Annotated in this window: 16 protein-coding genes; 13 read left to right on the forward strand and 3 right to left on the reverse strand. The window is 66.7% G+C overall.

What is annotated here, in order from left to right:
• Nucleotides 1–293: 293 nt before the first annotated feature.
• The 3 genes from U4Y88_RS33085 to U4Y88_RS33095 form a co-directional block, all read right to left on the reverse strand.
• Nucleotides 294–608, reverse strand: a complete 315-nt coding sequence (locus tag U4Y88_RS33085; protein ID WP_321789076.1) for a high-potential iron-sulfur protein — start codon at nt 606–608, stop codon at nt 294–296.
• A gap of 59 nt (nt 609–667) precedes the next feature.
• Entirely contained in the window at nt 668–1,918 is a 1,251-nt protein-coding gene (locus U4Y88_RS33090; RefSeq protein ID WP_321789078.1) for a c-type cytochrome, read from the reverse strand.
• Nucleotides 1,919–1,997: 79 nt separating this feature from the next.
• Nucleotides 1,998–3,725, reverse strand: coding sequence for a methanol/ethanol family PQQ-dependent dehydrogenase (locus U4Y88_RS33095; protein WP_321789110.1), 1,728 nt, complete (start codon nt 3,723–3,725; stop codon nt 1,998–2,000).
• 336 nt (nt 3,726–4,061) lie between these two features.
• Here U4Y88_RS33095 and U4Y88_RS33100 point away from each other — a divergent pair, with 336 nt between their 5' ends.
• The 13 genes from U4Y88_RS33100 (at nt 4,062) to U4Y88_RS33160 (ending at nt 17,825) form a co-directional block, all read left to right on the forward strand.
• The gene (locus tag U4Y88_RS33100) at nt 4,062–6,395 is read left to right on the forward strand and encodes a TonB-dependent receptor (RefSeq protein WP_415774531.1); all 2,334 of its coding nucleotides are present in this window, start codon (nt 4,062–4,064) and stop codon (nt 6,393–6,395) included.
• Between the two features lie 304 nt (nt 6,396–6,699).
• Nucleotides 6,700–8,709 (forward strand): sigma-54-dependent Fis family transcriptional regulator, encoded by a 2,010-nt coding sequence (locus U4Y88_RS33105; protein ID WP_321789080.1) that lies wholly within the window; start codon nt 6,700–6,702, stop codon nt 8,707–8,709.
• A 266-nt stretch (nt 8,710–8,975) separates the two neighbouring features.
• Nucleotides 8,976–9,050, forward strand: a complete 75-nt coding sequence (gene pqqA / locus U4Y88_RS33110) for a pyrroloquinoline quinone precursor peptide PqqA (protein ID WP_224015200.1) — start codon at nt 8,976–8,978, stop codon at nt 9,048–9,050.
• Nucleotides 9,051–9,110: 60 nt separating this feature from the next.
• Nucleotides 9,111–10,034 carry a pyrroloquinoline quinone biosynthesis protein PqqB gene (gene pqqB, locus U4Y88_RS33115; protein WP_321789082.1) on the forward strand — a complete coding sequence of 308 codons (924 nt, stop codon included), beginning with the start codon at nt 9,111–9,113 and terminating at the stop codon, nt 10,032–10,034.
• Nucleotides 10,035–10,133: 99 nt separating this feature from the next.
• Entirely contained in the window at nt 10,134–10,439 is a 306-nt protein-coding gene (pqqD, locus tag U4Y88_RS33120; protein ID WP_224014709.1) for a pyrroloquinoline quinone biosynthesis peptide chaperone PqqD, read from the forward strand.
• A gap of 1 nt (nt 10,440) precedes the next feature.
• Nucleotides 10,441–11,601 (forward strand): pyrroloquinoline quinone biosynthesis protein PqqE, encoded by a 1,161-nt coding sequence (gene pqqE / locus U4Y88_RS33125; RefSeq protein ID WP_321789084.1) that lies wholly within the window; start codon nt 10,441–10,443, stop codon nt 11,599–11,601.
• A 421-nt stretch (nt 11,602–12,022) separates the two neighbouring features.
• A complete protein-coding gene (locus U4Y88_RS33130; RefSeq protein WP_321789086.1) occupies nt 12,023–12,424 on the forward strand; it encodes a TonB family protein in 402 nt (133 codons plus the stop codon).
• A 13-nt stretch (nt 12,425–12,437) separates the two neighbouring features.
• Nucleotides 12,438–13,133, forward strand: a complete 696-nt coding sequence (locus U4Y88_RS33135; protein WP_321789088.1) for a MotA/TolQ/ExbB proton channel family protein — start codon at nt 12,438–12,440, stop codon at nt 13,131–13,133.
• Nucleotides 13,130–13,582 (forward strand): biopolymer transporter ExbD, encoded by a 453-nt coding sequence (locus U4Y88_RS33140; RefSeq protein WP_321789090.1) that lies wholly within the window; start codon nt 13,130–13,132, stop codon nt 13,580–13,582. Before U4Y88_RS33135 ends, U4Y88_RS33140 begins: the two co-directional genes overlap by 4 nt.
• 141 nt (nt 13,583–13,723) lie before the next feature.
• Entirely contained in the window at nt 13,724–14,533 is an 810-nt protein-coding gene (locus tag U4Y88_RS33145; protein ID WP_321789092.1) for a metallophosphoesterase, read from the forward strand.
• Nucleotides 14,534–14,733: 200 nt separating this feature from the next.
• Complete coding sequence (locus tag U4Y88_RS33150; protein WP_224014701.1) at nt 14,734–15,255, forward strand: sigma-70 family RNA polymerase sigma factor; 522 nt, start codon at nt 14,734–14,736, stop codon at nt 15,253–15,255.
• Nucleotides 15,256–15,334: 79 nt separating this feature from the next.
• Nucleotides 15,335–16,438: a FecR family protein gene (locus tag U4Y88_RS33155; RefSeq protein ID WP_321789094.1), complete on the forward strand. Its 1,104-nt coding sequence runs from the start codon at nt 15,335–15,337 to the stop codon at nt 16,436–16,438.
• 268 nt (nt 16,439–16,706) lie between these two features.
• Entirely contained in the window at nt 16,707–17,825 is a 1,119-nt protein-coding gene (locus tag U4Y88_RS33160; protein ID WP_321789096.1) for an efflux RND transporter periplasmic adaptor subunit, read from the forward strand.
• Nucleotides 17,826–17,842 lie beyond the last annotated feature (17 nt).

Below are 17,842 nucleotides of genomic sequence, written 5' to 3' on the forward strand. Positions count from 1 at the left end.
GTGTCGGGGTATTGGTACACCGACGCGCGTGAGCACGCTGCGTATCGGGTCTGATGAATGGGGCGGGGAGCGTGTCGATCCGGCTTTGGTGGCCGATCGCGGCGGTGTGTTGTGGCGGCATCGTGGTAGCGCACGCGGGCATTGATCAGTCATCCTGATGGTGTTTTCGCGGGAAAACACGGTGCCAGCCGGGGCGAATCTGCGAAACTGAAATTCAGAATGCGTAATAAAAAAGGCGCGACCGCATGAGCGGCCGCGCCTTTTTTTGCGTTACGCGTGCGTTGGAGGGAGCCTCACGTGCGCTGCGCGTAGACGTTGCACCAGGCATCGGCGGCAACCGACTTGCCGGGGAACATCGGGCACGGTCCGGCGGCGTCGGCGGCCGCGCCCGTATAGAAGCGGCAGTTCGCGCAGCGCTGACCGGCCTGATACTTCGGGAATTTCGCGGCATCGACGCTCGCGGCCTTGCTGCGGTAGCCGAGCGTTTTCGCGGCGCTGTCGTTTTCGTCGACGAGGGCGGGCGCGGCGAACGCGGGCGCGCCGGTGGCGAGCGCGGCGCACAGGCCCGCGGCCTGAAGCAGAAAAATCCGGCGATGAGGGTTGGGCATAGCGTGATCCTGAAAAGACGTGGGGCGTATCGTGGGTTGATCGTGGGCGAATAAGGGCGTCAGTGGCGCGGGCCCGCGTTGAGCGGCGTGGTCGAGCCGAGCGCGGCGTCGGACGTGAGCTTCGCGCTGCTCGCGTCATAGCCGTTCGTGTAGAGCAGGAAGGCCATCAGATCGGCGTAATCCTGATCGCTCATCTTGCCGGGGCGGTCGGCGGGCATATTGGTCGACATGTACTGATAAATGCCGCCGATCGTCAGATGCGAATTCGCCGCCGGCGCGAACGCGGGGCCGCTCAAGGCGGGCGCGTTGATGCCTTCGAGTTGCGCGCCGTGGCACTTCGCGCAGGAATCGGCGTAGAGATGCTGGCCGTGCGCGACCTGCTCCTGGTCGAACGACGGCGCGGCGCCGCCCGTGCTCGCCGAGACCTTGACGATCATCGGCGCCATGCCGCCGCGCGCGGCGCGCATGACGGGCCAGGCCGCCGTCGCCGTGCGCAGCGTAGCCGGAGCGGGCGCAGGCGATCGCGCGGAGGAGGCCATCGCGTCGGGCGGCAGCGTCCAGCCACGCGTGATGGCCGCGAGGCGGCCGTCGCCCTGCAACTGCGCGAGCGCGGCGTCGATGCGCGTCTGCAACGGACGCATCGCGGCACCGGCGGCGAACACGAGGTTCCAGTCGGCATACGGCGAGGGCGCGGCGGCGACGTCGAAGCGCGCGCCCGGATGCGCGCGCTGATAGGCGACCACGGCTGGATACCAGACGATCGCACGCTGCGCGCGTCCTTTCGCCAGCGCCTCGACGGTCAGCGCCGAGGTGTTTTCCAGATCGAAGCGCGCGTTCTTCTGCTGCACGGCGATCAACTGTGAAGGGCTCGAATACGTGGCCGCGATGGTTTCCTTGCCGTCGGCGGCCGGGGCGGCGTGAGCGTGGCGCAGCGTGACGCTCACGTAGCCCGAGCGCAGATAACCCTGCGAAAAGACCATCTGCGAGCCCGAGGCGTCGGCGATGCTGGAGCGCGGGAAGCCCGCGACCACGTCGCAGTCGCGTCCGAGCGCGGCGGACAGTTCGTGGGCGGAGATGCCGTCGTCGCCGCCGTCGTCGTCGATGCCGCGCGCGACGAAGGTCGCGTCGACACCGGCGGTCTTGAGCACGGCGCGCGCGACGGCCTGGTCGAGCGCCGCCGAGGGGCTGCCGGGCAGCGTGCAGACGCGCACCGGTTGCGCGGCCCGCGCCGAAGTTTGCGCGCCCGCGGCGAGAGCCGCGAGCAGGGCCAGCGTCGTCGCGTGGGCGAGAGGGGGAAGTCGGGTGGTCATGGTCGTGCGTTCCAGAGAAGGCGGGAGCGCCGCGCGCGACGTCGAACGTCGGTGTGCGCGCGGCGCGGTCAGGCCGGGTTTAGCCGCGATCGAGTGCGAACACGTAGAGCGTGCCGCCGCGCGGAACGTCCTTCGCGATGTCGGCCATCGGGCCGCCCCAGATCGGATTCGCGCCGCCGTAGCCGGCGAGCACCGCGACGTATTCCTTGCCGTCGACTTCGAACACGGACGGCTGCGCGATGATGCCGCTCGCGAGTTGCGGGCTTTCCCACAGCACCTTGCCCGTGGCGATGTCGAACGCGTAGAGGTGGCCGTCGAGCGAGCCGCTGAACGCGAGGCCGCTCGCCGTGGTCGCCACGCCGCCGTTCCAGGGCATCTTGCTCCAGTGGCCCCAGATCTTCTTGCCGGTATTCACGTCGATGGCCTGCAACTCGCCATAGCCTTCGCTGCCCGGCTCCGGCTTGATCTCGAAGCCTTCGCCGAGATAGGGTAGCCCCTCCATATAGCTGACCGATTTGCCCGAGAGGCTCATGCACGCGTGCAGCGACGGCACCACGGCGATATGCCGGTCGGGGTCGTAGGACACCGACCACCAGTTCTTGCCGCCGAGGAAGCTCGGGCAGGTGTCGATCGTGGTGCCCGCTTTCGGATACTTCGACGCGTCCTGCACGGGTTTGCCATCGGCCGTATAGCCCGTCACCGAGGTCGCCTTCACGAACGGCTCGGCGTAGATCAGCTTGCCGGTCTTGCGGTCGATCGCGTGGAAAAAGCCGTTGCGGTCGGCGTGGATGATGGCGTCGTAGTCCTTGCCCTTGTACTGGATGTTGGCGAGCACCGGCGTATTCACGCCGTCGTAGTCCCAGGTGTCGTTGCTCGTGTACTGGTAGTGCCACTTGAGCTTGCCGTTCTTCGGGTCGAGCGCGAGCAGCGAGTCGGAGTAGAGGTTGTCGCCGGGACGCAGCGCCGCGAGCCACGGGCCGGGATTGCCCACGCCCCAGTAGAGCGTCTTGCTGGCGGCGTCGTAGGTGCCGGTCAGCCAGGCCGCGCCGCCGCCGTGCGCCTGCATGCCGTCGGGCCAGGTGTCGGCGCCTTTCTCGCCGGAGCCGGGCACGGTGTAGCGCTTCCACACGATCGAGCCGTCGTCGGGACTGAGCGCCGCGATATAGCCGCGAATGCCGTATTCGCCGCCCGAGGTGCCGACCACGATCGAGCCGTCGAGTGCGAGCGGCGCGAGCGAGAACGCGTAGCCGAGGCCCGGCTCGAACATCTGCTTCTTCCACACGACGCTGCCGGTCTGCGCGTCGAGCGCGGCGATTTCGCCGTTCAGCATCGCCACGTAAACGTTCTTGCCATACAGCGCGACGCCGCGATTGACCACATCGCAGCACGCCGTCTTGAACGACTCCGCACCGAGCTTCGGCTCGTATTTCCAGAGCTGCGTGCCCGTCTTCGCATCGAACGCATAGACGTTGTCCTTCGGTGTGCTGACGAAAAGATAGTTGCCGTTGATGATCGGCGTGGCCTCGAAACCCTGCTTCAGTTCGGCGGGGAACTGATAGCTCCAGGCCTGTTTGAGCTGGCCGACGTTCGAGGCGTCGATCTGCTTGAGCGGCGAATGCGACTGGCCGCTGTACGTGCGGTAGTAGGTGAGCCAGCCCGGATCGCTCTGCGCCTGGGTCAGCCGGTCATAAGTCACGGGCGGATAGTCCGAGGCGGCATCCACCGCGCCCGCAGTCAGGGCCATCGCCGCCGCGATGCCCATCGAGCAGGTCGCCAGCCGGCTTGCCGCAGCCGAGCGTCTCTTCATCATCGTCTCCAGAAGTATTTGTGGGCGCACGGCCGGTAGCGGGTGGGTCGATGTGAAGAAGTCGGTGCCGTTCCGGGTGCGCAGCCCGTTTTGCAAGTCGTGTGCCATTGCGCCGGAAGCCGCGTGTGGCTTGCGTTGCGCGCGGATCGCGCGGGGCTCGCGCGCGGCGGCGGCGTGCGCCGATGTGTTGCATTCCGCAACACGTGTGTGCCGGAGGTGTTGGAGAACGTGACAGTCGCGGCGGCGCGTATCGGCTTGGCTTCGCGCGGGCGCGGTTGCGCGCGCTGGCACGGTCCTGGCTAGATCACGGCGGCGCATGGGCGCGAACACACAGGCATGCAACGACATGCACACGACAAGACGGAGACGATGTTGATCACCACGCGGCAGGAGAACAGGCGCTGGCGCGCGAGACGCCGCGTGCGCGCCGCGCTCGGCGTCTCGCTGGCCTTAGGCGCGGGCGCGAGCGAGGCGCAATCGACGCAGACCGATACACCGGCCGCCGCGCCCACGATGCTGCCGGGCATCGTCGTGATCGGCACCACGCCGCTGCTCGGCATCGGCACGCCGCTCGCGAAAGTGCCCGCCAACGTGCAGACCGTGCGTGCGCAGGACATCGCGACGCAACACCGCGAAACGCTCACCGATTACTTCGCGGCCAATCTGCCGGGCGTGAGCGTGTCGGATGCCCAGGGCAACCCGTTTCAGATGAACCTGAACTATCGCGGCTTCACGGCCTCGCCTTTGCTTGGGACCCCTGAGGGTATTTCCGTATTCGTCGATGGCGTGCGCGTGAACGAGCCGTTCGGCGATATCGTCAACTGGGATCTGATTCCTGTCCTCGCCATCGACAAGGTGCAATTGATTCCGGGCTCGAATCCCGTCTACGGACTCAATACGCTCGGCGGCGCGGTGGCGATCACGACGAAGAACGGCCGCGCGAATCCCGGCGGCGGCGTCGATGTGTCGGGCGGTTCGTGGGGACGCAAGAGCGCGCAGATCGAGCAGGGCGGTATGCTCGGCCCGCATCTCGACTATTACGCCGCCGCGAACGTGACCAACGATAACGGCTGGGCCGATCACAACGCGAGCCGCGTGCGCCAGGGCTTCGGCAAGCTGCGCTACAGCGACGACGACACGACGCTCGCGCTCTCGGCCAGCGGCGCGGACAACCAGCTGTACGGCAGCCAGACGATCCCGCGCTCGTTCCTCGACAATCCGCGTCAGGCCTACACGTTTCCCGATCTCAACCGTAACAGCGCAGGCACGCTCACGCTTTCGGGCGAACATTTCTTCAACGACAACGTGGAGCTGAGCGGCAACGCGTACTACCGGCATCTGCGCAGCGAGAACATCAGCAGCAACAACAACACCGACTACGGTTCCATCGACGACGACGGCAACGTGAACACGCTACAGGGCAGCAACGTCGATTCGATCGTCAGCACGGACAGTTACGGCGCGAGCCTGCAACTCACGCTGCTCGGCAAGCTGGGCGGCATCGGCAGTCAACTGGTCGCGGGCGTGGCCGCCGACTTCGCGAATTCGCACTACACGGCGTCGTCGCAGGATGCGTATTTCACGGCCGACCGCGCGGCCGTCGGCATCGGCGGCTTCGCGCCGCAAACCGATGCGAAAACGCGCAATGCGAACTACGGTGTCTATCTGAGCGAGACGCTCTCGCTCACGCCGCAATGGACGCTCACGCTCTCGGGCCGCTACAACTGGTCGAGCGCGCGTATCGGCGACGAAAGCGGCGTGCAGCCGCTGCTCGACGGCTATCACACGTTTTCGCGCTTCAATCCGGCGGTGGGGATCAACTGGAATCCGCTTGCGTCGGTCACGTTTTACGCGGCCTATAACGAAGGCATGCGCGCGCCTACGGCCATTGAACTGGCTTGCGCCGATCCCGCCGCGCCGTGCTCCTTGCCGAACGATTTCGTCGCGGATCCGGCGCTGCAACCGGTCGTCTCGAAGACCTTCGAAGCGGGCGCGCGCGGCCATTTGGGCGCGGCCACGACGTGGAGCGCGGCGGTCTACAGCACGACGCTGTCCAACGATATCGAGTTCGTGAGCGTGGCGGGCAGTTCGCAGGGCTATTTCCAGAACGTCGGCAAGACGCGGCGGCAGGGGCTCGAACTCGCGGGACACACGGTGATCGGCCGCGTGGGCATCGGTCTGAACTACACCTATGTGGACGCGACCTATCGCTCGACGTGGACCGAGCAGAGCCCCGCGAATTCCGCCGCCGACGCCAACGGCATCGTGACGGTGCATCCCGGCGATCACGTGCCGGGCATTCCCACGCAGATGCTCAAGCTGCGGCTCGATTACGCGGCCACGGCGCAGTGGGACATCGGCGCGAATGTCACGTGGCGCAGCGGTGTGTACGCTCAGGGGGATGAAAATAATCAGGATTCCAATGGAAAAATCGCGGGCTATGTGCTCGTCGATCTCGATACGCGCTATCGCGTGACAAAACGCCTGGAGGTCTATGCGAACGTGACGAATCTCTTCAATCGCCATTACGCGAGCTTCGGCGTGCTCGGGCAGAACTTCTTCAACGGGCCGGGCCATGCGTTCGACGGCGCGAATCCCGTCAACGAGCAGTTCGTCGGGCCTGGTGCGCCGCGCGGCGTGTGGGTCGGGCTGCATTACGCGTGGGATTAAGCAGGCGATCGACGAAGCACGCGCTGGCGTTATGCATATCCCGCTATGACGCTGCGAGCGCGCGAGTGGGGGTGAGTCCGCATATCGGCATGCGGGCTTTTTGCGGTATTACACAGGCTGGCGAACGCGCGCCGCCGGTGTCCTCTCGCACCGCGTCGCGAAACATACAGTTCGCTTACGCAATGCGTTGCGCGTCGCGCGCGTGTTGGATCACGAGGTCGCTGGCCGCCATACGATGGCCCGGACCTTGCTAAAGAAACCACCAGAATGCCCGGCAACGCACCGGCAAATCCTGGAGGAGACAATGCGCGACGACGTAGACCCGGCCGCTTCTCGCGCGGCCACGCGACCGCACGGCGGCAATGGCTGGCCGGCTCCCACGATCGAGAAAGCTCACGAGCGTTCGGAGACGTTCGGCCTGCGCGTCTCGGGACGCCCGGATTACGACGTGCTTTCAGGCGCGGGTCTCGAACTCAAGCGCGAGCAGAACCGCGTGCTCTGCATGCACGCCACGCCGGTCATGGAGACGCTGCACGAGCAGATCGTCAACACGCAAAGCATGATCGTGCTGACGAATGCCGAAGGCCTGATCCTGCATTCGATCGGCGACGACGACTTTCTCCAGCGTGCCGAAAAAGTCGCGCTGCGCGCGGGCGCGAACTGGGCCGAGGACCGCCAGGGCACGAATGCGATCGGCACGGCGCTGGCCGAGCGTTGCGCGATGGTCGTGCACGGCGATCAGCATTACCTCGCCGCGAACCGTTTTCTGACCTGTTCGAGCGTGCCGATTTTCGATCCGTACGGCGACGTGATCGGCGTGCTCGACGTGACCGGCGACTATCGCAGCTACCATCAGCACACGATGGCGCTCGCGCGCATGTCGGTGCAGATGATCGAGAATCATCTGTTCGCGACCACGTTTCAGGAGACGCTGCAGGTGTCGTTTCATGGACGCCAGGAATTCCTCGGCACGCTGATGGAAGGCATCGTCGCGTTCACGAGCGACGGGCGTTTCCTCTCGGCGAACCGCAGCGCGCAGTTCCAGCTCGGCATGCCGCTCGCGGCGTTGCGCGCGCATACCCTGTCGTCGCTGTTCCAGACCACGAGCGCGGAACTGATCGACCGCATGCGCGCGAGCGCCGCGCCGCATCTGATGCTCAATCTCACGGGCGGCGCGGTGGTCTGCGCGCGCGTGCAGTTCCGGCGCGCCACGCTCGCCGAGGGCAGCCGGCCCGTGGCCGTGCACGACGCGGCCGCCGGGCGTGCGCTGACGCCGGCCGCGTCGGCTTCGATGCCGTGCGCGGGACTGTCGAGGCTCAGCTATCTCGACACCGGCGATCCGCAGGTCGAACTCGTGATCGCGAAAGTGCGCAAGGTCATCGGCAAGGACATTCCGGTGCTGATCACGGGCGAAACCGGCACGGGCAAGGAACTGCTCGCGCAGGCGATCCACAACGATTCGCCACGCCGCGACAAGCCCTTTGTGGCCGTCAATTGCGCGTCGATTCCCGAGACGCTGATCGAGTCGGAACTGTTCGGTTATGAAGAGGGCGCGTTCACGGGCGCGCGGCGCAAGGGCGCGGCGGGCAAACTGTTGCAGGCCAATGGCGGCACGCTGTTTCTCGACGAAATCGGCGATATGCCGTATCCGCTCCAGGTGCGGCTGCTGCGCGTGCTCCAGGAGCGGCTCGTGAGTCCGCTGGGCTCGGCGAAAAACATTCCCGTCGATGTCGCGATCATCTGCGCGACGCACCGCGATCTGCGCGAGATGATCGCCCAGAACCGTTTTCGCGAGGATCTCTATTACCGGCTCAACGGCCTCGTGGTGCGCCTGCCGCCGCTGCGCGACCGCACCGACCTCGCGGTGGTGATCCAGAAGATGCTTCAGCGCGAATCGCAATGCCGCGCGGGCGCGCAGGCGCTCAGCGTCGCGCCCGACGTGATGGCGCTGTTCGAGCGCTGCGCGTGGCCGGGCAATTTCCGGCAGCTCGGCAATCTGCTGCGCACGGCCGCCGCGATGGTCGACGACGACGGCGAGATCCGCCGCGAGCATTTGCCCGACGATTTCTTCGACGACGTGCGCTGCCGCGCCGTGCAAACGCCGACGCAAGCGCAAGCGCTCGGGACGGCGATGGCCGCAGAGCCGGTCGTGCAGGAAGACGCGCGCTTGCAGGACGTGGCGGCCTCGGTGATCGCCGCGACGCTCGCGCGCCATGGCGGCAACGTGTCGGCCACGGCGCGCGCGCTCGGGGTTTCGCGCAACACCATTTATCGCAAGCTGCCCGCCGCCGATGGCGGTACCGGCGACGCCTGACCGTTCCCCTCGCTGCCCTGGCTGTTGCATCGTGTAGCAGTCGTGGCGCACTCCTGTTCCAGAACGCAACACTTCACGCGCGGCGTCCCTCGCCGCGCGTGCGTTTGCGTGGCGTCGATCGGGACGACATCGCGCATCGACCGTTTCCACGGGTGCGAATCGTGCCGCCGCCGCGTGCTTCTTGCATCGGCATATCCCTTGCTTTGACGTTAGCGGCCGCAGATCCCATGCGGTACTTCCACCATCAATTCATCAGGAGACACGTCATGCAATGGACCACGCCGTCGTATACCGACTTGCGCCTCGGCTTTGAAATCACGATGTATATCGCCAACCGCTGAACGGAGGCGCATGGCGCGTGCGGGCTTCGGGACCGCGCGCGGCATGCGCTGCGAGCCATCATGAAGATCAGGATACTGGGATCGGGCGCGGGCGGCGGACTGCCGCAATGGAACTGCAATTGCCTCAATTGCCGCCGCGCGCGCCATCGTAGCGGCGATGTGCTGCCGCGCACGCAATCGTCGATCGCGGTCAGCGCCGACGGCGTGGAATGGGTGCTCGTCAACGCCTCGCCGGACCTGCTCGCGCAACTGCGCGCGCAGCCCGATCTGCAACCCGCGCGGGCGCTGCGCGATAGCGGCATCGCCGCCGTCGTGCTGACCGACGCGCAGATCGACCATGTCACCGGCCTGCTGATGCTGCGCGAACGCACGACGCCGTTGCCGGTCCACGCCTGCGCGCCCGTGTTCGACGATCTGTCGACCGGTTTGCCGCTGGTGCCGCTGCTCGGCCACTATTGTGGTGTGCGTATGCACACGATCGAGCCCGGCGTGCCGTTCGGCATCGCGGGTTGCGCGGGCATCCGCTTCACGGCGATGGCGGTCGCGAGCAAGCCACCACCTTATTCGCCGCGCCGCGAACACGCGTCGCCGGGCGATAACATTGCACTCCTGATCGAAGATGACGCGAGCGGATCGCGCGTGTTCTACGCGCCGGGACTCGGCGGCATCGACGCCGACGTGCTCGGCACGATGCGCGGCGCGCAACTCGTGCTGGTCGACGGCACCTTCTGGACAGCGACGGAAATGATCGAGCTAGGTTTGTCGACGCAGCGCGCGGCGGACATGGGTCACCTCGCGCAATGCGGCGACGACGGACGACCCGGCATGATCGACTGGCTCGAAACGCTGCCGCGCGGCACGCGCAAGGTGCTCACGCACATCAACAACACGAACCCGGTGCTCGATCCGCATTCGGTTCAGCATGCGCGTCTGCGCGCCCACGGCATCGAGGTGGCGCACGACGGCATGGAGTTTCAGGTATGACGACGAACGCACCGCATCCGTGCGCTGTGAACGGCATGCGGCCATTCCAACCCGACATCCTCTGGTCGATGCCCGTCGCGATCGACAAGCGTGGCCCGCATGAATACGAATGACGCAGCGAGTGATGCAGCGAATGACGCAGGCCGTGGCGTGCCGCTGCGCCCCAGGTTGCGCGGCATGTACCGCCTGCAGTGGGAAGCGGTGCAGGGCGCCTACGTGCTGCTTTATCCCGAAGGCGTGGTGAAGCTCAATCCGAGCGCGGGCGAGATACTCGCGCGCTGCGACGGTGACCACGAACTCGACGACATCATCGGCGAACTCGAACACCTGTTCAGCACCTCGGAACTCGCGCCCGACGTTTATCGCTTTCTCGATCACGCGCGTCTGCGCGGCTGGCTCGACTGACATGGCCGACTCGTCCATCGCTTCTGCCAGCGCGACTTGTTTCGCGCCTTCTATCGCGCCTTCCATCGCGCCGCCGCTGTGGCTGCTCGCGGAGCTGACTTACCGCTGTCCGCTGCATTGCGCGTTCTGCTCGAATCCCGTCGATTTCGCGCATCACGGCGCGGAACTCGATACGCAAGCCTGGCGCGCGACGATCTCCGCGGCGCGCGAACTGGGCGCCGTGCAGATCGGTTTTTCGGGCGGCGAACCGCTGTTGCGCGACGACCTCGAAACGCTGGTCGAGCACGCGCGCGGCATCGGCTTCTATACGAATCTGATCACGTCGGGCGTGGGGCTGACCGCTGCGCGCATCGCCGGGCTCAAGTCGGCCGGGCTCGATCACATTCAACTGTCGATGCAGGATTCGACGCGCGAACTCAACGATTTCCTCACGAGCACGCGCACCTTCGAACTCAAGCGCGAGGTGGCGAAGCGGATCAAGGCGCAGGGCTATCCGATGGTGCTCAACTGCGTGCTGCATCGCTATAACCTGCCGCACGTCGCGCAGATCATCGAGATGGCGCTCGAACTGGGCGCGGATTATCTGGAGCTGGCGAACACGCAGTATTACGGCTGGGCGCTGCTCAATCGCGAGCAGCTGATGCCGACGGCGGAGCAATTGCGCGACGCCGAGGCGGTGGTGGAGCGCTATCGCGCGCGCATCGGCGGGCGCTGCCGGATTCTGTTCGTCGTGCCGGATTATTTCGAGTCGCGGCCGAAGGCCTGCATGAGCGGCTGGGGCGCGGTGTTTCTCGGCGTCGCGCCCGATGGCACCGCGCTGCCGTGTCATGCGGCGCGCTCGCTGCCGGGGCTTGCGCTGCCGAACGTGCGCGACGCGTCGCTGCGCGACATCTGGACCGATAGCGCGGCCTTCAACGCGTTTCGCGGCGACGCATGGATGCGCGAGCCGTGCCGCAGTTGCGACGAACGTCATGTCGATCACGGCGGCTGCCGCTGCCAGGCCTGGCTGCTGAGCGGCGACGCGGCCGCGGCCGATCCGGTCTGCGCGAAATCGCCGGATCATGGGCGCGTCGAACAGGCGGTGCGTTTCGCGCGGCGTGCGGATCGAGGCGACGAACACCCGCTGGTGTTCCGCAGCCGCGCGAATTCGCTGGCGCGGTGAGTGGGGCGCGGTCATGGTTGCCGGCGTCGCGTGGTTCGATCGTGAAGTGAGCGCGGAGGCGAGCCGCGAAGCGGGCGCATCGCGCGTGCAAACGGAGTGGCGAAGCCGGATTGGCGTGATGGCTATCGTGTTCGCGGTGGGGGCGATGCATGCGGTGTTGCTGGGTTTTGTGCTTCAGCGTGTGCCTCAGCCACGCAAGGCGCTTGCGCCGGTGATAACGATAGACGCGAGATTGATTGCGCCGATTTCACCGATTTCGCCGATTGCCACGGCTTCCGCACAGCGTGATGCGCGAATCGAAGCGCATCCGCATGAAAGCCCGCGAGCGGCCGCGCGAATGTCGGCCGCTTCGCCGACGCGTCGCGTTAGCGCGGCAAGCGCGATCGCGACGCGTGCGCTGAATGCGTCGAAAGCCGCTTCCGTGGCAACCGACGCACCGCCGCAAGATCAGCACGCAGAAACCGCCCATGCCGAACCGCCGCAAAGCGCGACATCGGCTTCAACAGACGCATCGGCGCCCGCGTCCGCCGAAGCCACCGACGCCCCGCATCGCGTCGCGCATCTCGACTGCACGCTCGCGCATCCCGACTATCCCGAGCAGTCCTTACGACGTGCGGAATCCGGCACCGCCGTCATCGAAATCGATACGGCGCTCGACGGCCGCGTCGTCGCGGCGCGCGTGGCGTCGAGCAGCGGTTACGCGCGCCTCGACGCGGCCGCGCGTGCCGCCGCGCTCGCGAGCCATTGCCAGCCTTACGCGGAAAACGGCGCGGCGCGGCGCGCGCGCGCCGATGTGCCGGTCACGTTCAACCTCAGCGAGTGAAACGGAGGGCGTCATGCCAGCTTCAGGAATCATGCATCTGTGGACGCAGGGCGATGCGATGACGCGCGCCGTGGCGGCGCTGCTCATCGCCATGTCGGTCGCGTCGTGGTCGGTGATGGCGATGAAGGCGGTCGAGCTGGCCGCGCTGCGCCGCCGCGCCGTGTTTGCGCGCGCGGGTTTCTGGCGCGCGAGCGCGATGCGCGAGAGCATGCCGCGGCTCGGGCGGCCCGGCTCGCCGTTCTTCGAACTCGCGGCCGCCGGTCAGCGCGCGCTGACGCATCACGCGTCGGAGCGCGCGCCGCGTATCGATCTCGACGACTGGATGCAGCGCAGCCTCAGGGCCTCGATCGGCGAGAGTGCCGTGCGGCTGCAACGCGGGCTGGGCGTGCTCGCGTCGATCGCCAGCACCGCGCCGTTCGTGGGGCTGCTCGGCACCGTGTGGGGGATTTATCACGCGCTGCTCTCGCTCGGCGCGGGCGGCGACGCGAGTCTCGAACACGTGGCCGGACCGGTGGGCGAGGCGCTCGTCATGACGGCGCTCGGGCTGTGCGTGGCGATTCCGGCGGTGCTCGGGCACAACGCGTTCGCGCGGCTGGCGCGCGATGTCGTCGCGCAACTGAATCGCTTTGCGTTCGCCCTGCACGCGCAGTTGCTGAGCGCATCCGCGCCGCACGCCGACGCCGAACTGAACGATCCGGTGCGGCCATGAAACACGATGCCGATTGGGACTCACAAGCGCTGCCCGCCGCCGACATCAACATGACGCCGCTGATCGACGTGATGCTCGTGCTGCTGGTCATTTTCATGGTGACGCTGCCGGTGCTGCGCCACGAGGCGCGCCTCGCGTTGCCGCGCGTGGCAGCGGCGAGCCCGATCAGCGCGGCGCCGCACGTGGATCTCGCCATCGACGCGGACGGACGCGTGAGCTGGGATGCGCGCGCGATCACATCGGCGAGTCTCGACGCGCGTCTCGCGCAAACGGCGCGTCAGGCGCCGCAAACGGAGATCCGCCTGTTCGTCGATCGCGCGACGCCTTATGAGCGCGTGGCGGCGCTGCTCTCGGCGGCGAGCGCGGCCGGGCTCACGAAGATCGGTTTCGTGACCGAACGTGGCGAATATGCAGAACACGCGGATCACATCGGCCACGCAGCGCCGTAAAACAAGCGCTAAAAAACCGCATGCTGCGCGTAAGGTTGGGCGGCTTCCGACCCCTTACCACTGGTTACACATCTCACAGACGCGCTCGCATTTTCTCTGTCGGCCTGAAATAAGATGTGCCGTTGCCGACAAGAGACGAGCATGGGTCCAAACAGCCATCCGCAACCCCTATTGAAGCGCCTGGGATTTCTCGGCATCCACGGCTTGGGCCATGGTGCGGAGCCGGGCGGCGCGGCGTTTGCCGAACCGTCCGATCCCGATGTCGTGCGGCACGACGCCAATCTGCATGGCCGCGATTTCGTGGTCGGCGATCTGCATGGCTGCGTGAGCGCGCTCGAACAGCTGCTTGCGGCGGTCGAGTTCGATACCGGGCGCGATCGTCTGTTTTCCGTCGGCGACCTGATCGACCGCGGCGAGCAGAGCGAACGCGCGCTGGCCTTGCTGGAACACGACTGGTTTTATCCGGTGCTCGGCAATCACGAAGAGGCGCTGTGCGCGGTCGTCGACGGCAGGCTGCCGCGCGAGCGCTGGTACGAAGTGGGCGGCGACTGGGCGCGTTCGCTTTCCGATGGCGAACTCGCGGGGCACGCCGCGCATCTTCGTCCGCTGCCGCTCGTGCGGATCGTCGGAGAAGGGCACGCGCGCTTCAATATCCTGCACGCCGAGTTTCGCGGCAGCGACGAACAACTCGCGGCCGGGCGCTTCGAAGCCGCCGTGAGACGCCGGCTGCTCTGGGGCCGCGATCTGGCGTTCAGCGTCTCGCCTTCGCAGCAAGCCTTGTCCATCACTTACTGTGGACACACGACGATGCGCGAAGTCCGCCGCATCGGCGCGCATGTGTTCATCGATACGGGCGCGTGCAGTCCGGGCGGCAAGCTCACGCTCGTCGAGGCGGGCACGAGCCGCGTCTGGTCGAGCGTCACGCCGGGCCGCATGGCGGCGCCCGCGTAAGGTCCGCGCGCCACGGCGCTTCGCTTTGCGCGCCGCTGCGTTATCACGCTGTCGCGCGCCCGCCACTCCCCACATCCACTGTGCATCATTTGTCTTGCCAGTCCTGTGCCACTGAATGATAATAATTATCATTCAGACCCAATCGCGGGCCGCTTGCCGGCGCCGCACCGATTGGACAGAGCTCAATACATACCGATTCAGTGGTCGAACGCTATTACCGCGAACTGTTGCGTTTTCTTTCCCGGCTGGTGAAAGACGGTGACACCGCCTCGGATATCGCACAGGAAAGCTACGTTCGCGTGCTCTCGCTGCGCGACTCGGGCGCGACCATCAGCGATCCGCGCGGCTTGCTCTATCGCACCGCGCGCAATCTCGTCATCGACACGCATCGCCGTGCTACAGTCCGCGCTCAATCGGTCGTCGACGAGCTGGATGCGATCGACGAGCCCGCCGCGCATGTGTCGAGCCAGCCCGAGCAGGTGTGGGAGTCGTCGCGCCGCACCGAGGCGCTGGTCGCCGCGATCGACGCATTGCCGCCGCGCTGCCGCGAAGCGTTCGTGCTGCACAAGTTCGACGGGCTGAGCCACGCCGAAGTCGCCGAGCGCATGGGCATTTCGCGCAATATGGTCGAAAAGCACATCATTCGCGGCGTGCTCGCCTGCAAGCAGCGCATGACGGCGTTCGAGAGCGTGTCCGGTCGAGCGAGCGGCGCCGCCGAATAAAAAACGATGCAAGGTTCTTCGATGTCAGGTTTTGGCTTCGTCGCGCGTCTTCATAGAGGTACGCGCTGACGATATGACGATGGAACGACCCCACCTCCCTGAGACGACCGATGCCGCTGTCGATGCCGCTGTCGATGCCGCTGTCGATGCCGACGCCGACGCCGACATCGAGACGCAGGCCGCGAGCTGGCTCGTGCGGCGTCAGAACGGCTTGAGCGCGCGCGACGAAGCGCACTGGCAGGCGTGGCTCGCGCGCAGCCCGGCGCATCGCCGTGCCTATGAGCAGATCGACGAGATCTGGCAGGCGCTCGACCATGTGCCGCAACAGGATCTCGCGCGTTATCGCGCCGAAATTGCGCGCTCGTCTGCGACGGCGCGACAGGCGGACGGCGCGCGCGGCGTGCTCGCATCGCCGGGACGTCGCGCGTTCATGCCGCGCTTCGCGCTGGCCGGGACCGCGTTCGCGGCGGCGGGCGCGGGCGTGATCGGCTGGGAATACTGGCAGCGCACGCCGACCTTCAGCGAGAGCTTCACCACGCGGCGCGGCGAACTCCAGACCGTTTCGCTGCCCGACGGCAGCACCATCGAACTCGATACCGACACGCATGTCGAGGCGCGGCTGTTCCGGCATCGGCGCGAAGTGCGGCTGGTGCGCGGCCAGGCGATGTTCGCCGTGCAATCCGATCCAGGCTGCCCGTTCAACGTGCTGGCGCGCTCGGTGACCGTGACGGTCGTCGGCACGCGCTTTTCGGTGCGTTGCACGGAGACCGGGCTCGAACACGGCAACGTGCGCGTGGAGGTGGAAGAAGGGCGCGTGCGCGTGGCCTCCGCACCGCAGCCGGACACCGTGCCGCGCAGCGTCGAACTCGCGGCGGGCCAGGCCGTGACGAGCGGCGCGGATGGCCTGCTCGGCGAGATCGAGCCGATTGCGCCCACGGCGGTGGCGGTCTGGCGTCAGGGCCGCGTGGCTTTCAACGACACGACCGTGCTGCGCGCGTTGCAGGAATTCGCGCGCTACGGCGCGATCAACGTGGTGGTCGACGACCCCGTGGTGGCGCAGATGCGTCTTACGGGCAGCTTCGACGTGCATCAGCTCGACCGCTTCGCGCACGCGTTGCCGCGCGTGCTGCCGGTGCGTCTGCGCGCGCGCGGCAATCTCGTCGAGGTCGTGCGCGCCGCGTAGCGTGGGCGGGTCTGGGCTGCTCCTGGCTGCGAACGCCGTTTCCGCGGCAGCCGCTTTCGGCCCTTTCAGACCCTTCCGCCGTTCCTAATTTCTTGCGAATTTGGTTTGCATAATCCCTCGATCGGGCGTGGACCGCGCTCTCGGCATTGGGGCCAACATTATGCAAATCCGGCTTTTCGCGCGTCGGCGCACGGGCGCTTTCACGGGCGTTTTGTTTCTCACCTGCATCACCTGTGCGCTCGCGGCGTGCTCGCACGATCAAAAAAGCGTGCAGAAAAAGGTGCAAACGGTGACCGTGGAAACGGTCAAGACCGTGCCGTACGCGCAATCGTCGTCGATGCCGGGGCGCGCGACGTCGTTCCTGACATCGCCGGTTACGCCGCAAGTCACGGGCGTGATCCAGAAGCGGCTGTTCACCGAAGGCAGCGTGGTGCGCGAAGGGCAGGTGCTCTATCAGATCGATCCCGCGCCCTATCAGGCAACTTACGACGCCGATAAAGCCGAGCTGGAAAAAGCGCAGGCCGCGCTGCTTTCCGCGAAGCCGATTGCCGAGCGCGACCGCTCGCTCGCGGCCATCGACGCGATCAGCAAGGAAACGCTCGAAGAAGCCGAGGCGACGCTCAAGCAGGACGAAGCGACCATCGACGCCGACAAGGCCGCGCTCGAAAGCGCGCAAATCAATCTGGGCTACACGCGCGTGACCGCGCCGGTCGCGGGCACGATCAGCGCCTCCGCGTACACGCCCGGTGCGCTCGTGACGGCCGATCAGACCACGGCGCTCGCGACCATCTACGCCTACGACCCGATGTATCTGGACGTGACCGAGTCGAGCACGGACGTGCTCGCGCTGCGCAAGAAGTTCGCGAGCGGCGAGTATAAAACCGACGCGAACGGCAACGCCAAGGTCAAGATCACGCTCGAAGACGGCACGACCTACGCGCACGAAGGCACGCTGCAATTCGCGGGCGTGGGCGTCGATCAGACCACGGGCACCATCACCTTGCGCGTGATCGTGCCGAACCCGGACAAGCTGCTGCTGCCGGGCGAATATCTGCACGCGGTCATCGATCAGGGCGTGAACCAGAGCGCGATGCTGGTGCCGCAGCAGGCGGTCGTGCACGATCAGCGCGGCAACGCGACGGCGCTGATCGTCGATGCGCAGAACAAGATCGAGTCGCGCACGCTGATGCTCGCGGGCACCGCGAACAATAACGAATGGGTCGTGACGGGCGGACTCCAGACGGGCGATCGCATCGTCGTGGCGGGTTCGCAGTTCGTGAGCGTCGGCGATACGGTGAAGGCGACGGAAGCGGCTGAAGCGACTGAGGCGACCGACACGACCGAGGCTGCTGCGGCGTCGCCGTCTTCGTCGCCTGCGGCGAACTGAGGGGCGAGTGCATGCGT

This window comes from Paraburkholderia sp. J94 (assembly GCF_905220285.1).
GTDB classification, from domain to species: Bacteria; Pseudomonadota; Gammaproteobacteria; order Burkholderiales; family Burkholderiaceae; genus Paraburkholderia; species Paraburkholderia tropica_A.

Bases quoted from the DNA above. Each gene is read 5' to 3' on its own strand.
- U4Y88_RS33085 (WP_321789076.1), bottom strand. From the start codon at position 608: ATGCCCAACCCTCATCGCCGGATTTTTCTGCTTCAGGCCGCGGGCCTG.
- U4Y88_RS33090 (WP_321789078.1), bottom strand. From the start codon at position 1,918: ATGACCACCCGACTTCCCCCTCTCGCCCACGCGACGACGCTGGCCCTG.
- U4Y88_RS33095 (WP_321789110.1), bottom strand. From the start codon at position 3,725: ATGAAGAGACGCTCGGCTGCGGCAAGCCGGCTGGCGACCTGCTCGATG.
- U4Y88_RS33100 (WP_415774531.1), top strand. From the start codon at position 4,062: ATGCAACGACATGCACACGACAAGACGGAGACGATGTTGATCACCACG.
- U4Y88_RS33105 (WP_321789080.1), top strand. From the start codon at position 6,700: ATGCGCGACGACGTAGACCCGGCCGCTTCTCGCGCGGCCACGCGACCG.
- pqqB (WP_321789082.1), top strand. From the start codon at position 9,111: ATGAAGATCAGGATACTGGGATCGGGCGCGGGCGGCGGACTGCCGCAA.
- pqqD (WP_224014709.1), top strand. From the start codon at position 10,134: ATGAATACGAATGACGCAGCGAGTGATGCAGCGAATGACGCAGGCCGT.
- pqqE (WP_321789084.1), top strand. From the start codon at position 10,441: ATGGCCGACTCGTCCATCGCTTCTGCCAGCGCGACTTGTTTCGCGCCT.
- U4Y88_RS33135 (WP_321789088.1), top strand. From the start codon at position 12,438: ATGCCAGCTTCAGGAATCATGCATCTGTGGACGCAGGGCGATGCGATG.
- U4Y88_RS33140 (WP_321789090.1), top strand. From the start codon at position 13,130: ATGAAACACGATGCCGATTGGGACTCACAAGCGCTGCCCGCCGCCGAC.
- U4Y88_RS33145 (WP_321789092.1), top strand. From the start codon at position 13,724: ATGGGTCCAAACAGCCATCCGCAACCCCTATTGAAGCGCCTGGGATTT.
- U4Y88_RS33155 (WP_321789094.1), top strand. From the start codon at position 15,335: ATGGAACGACCCCACCTCCCTGAGACGACCGATGCCGCTGTCGATGCC.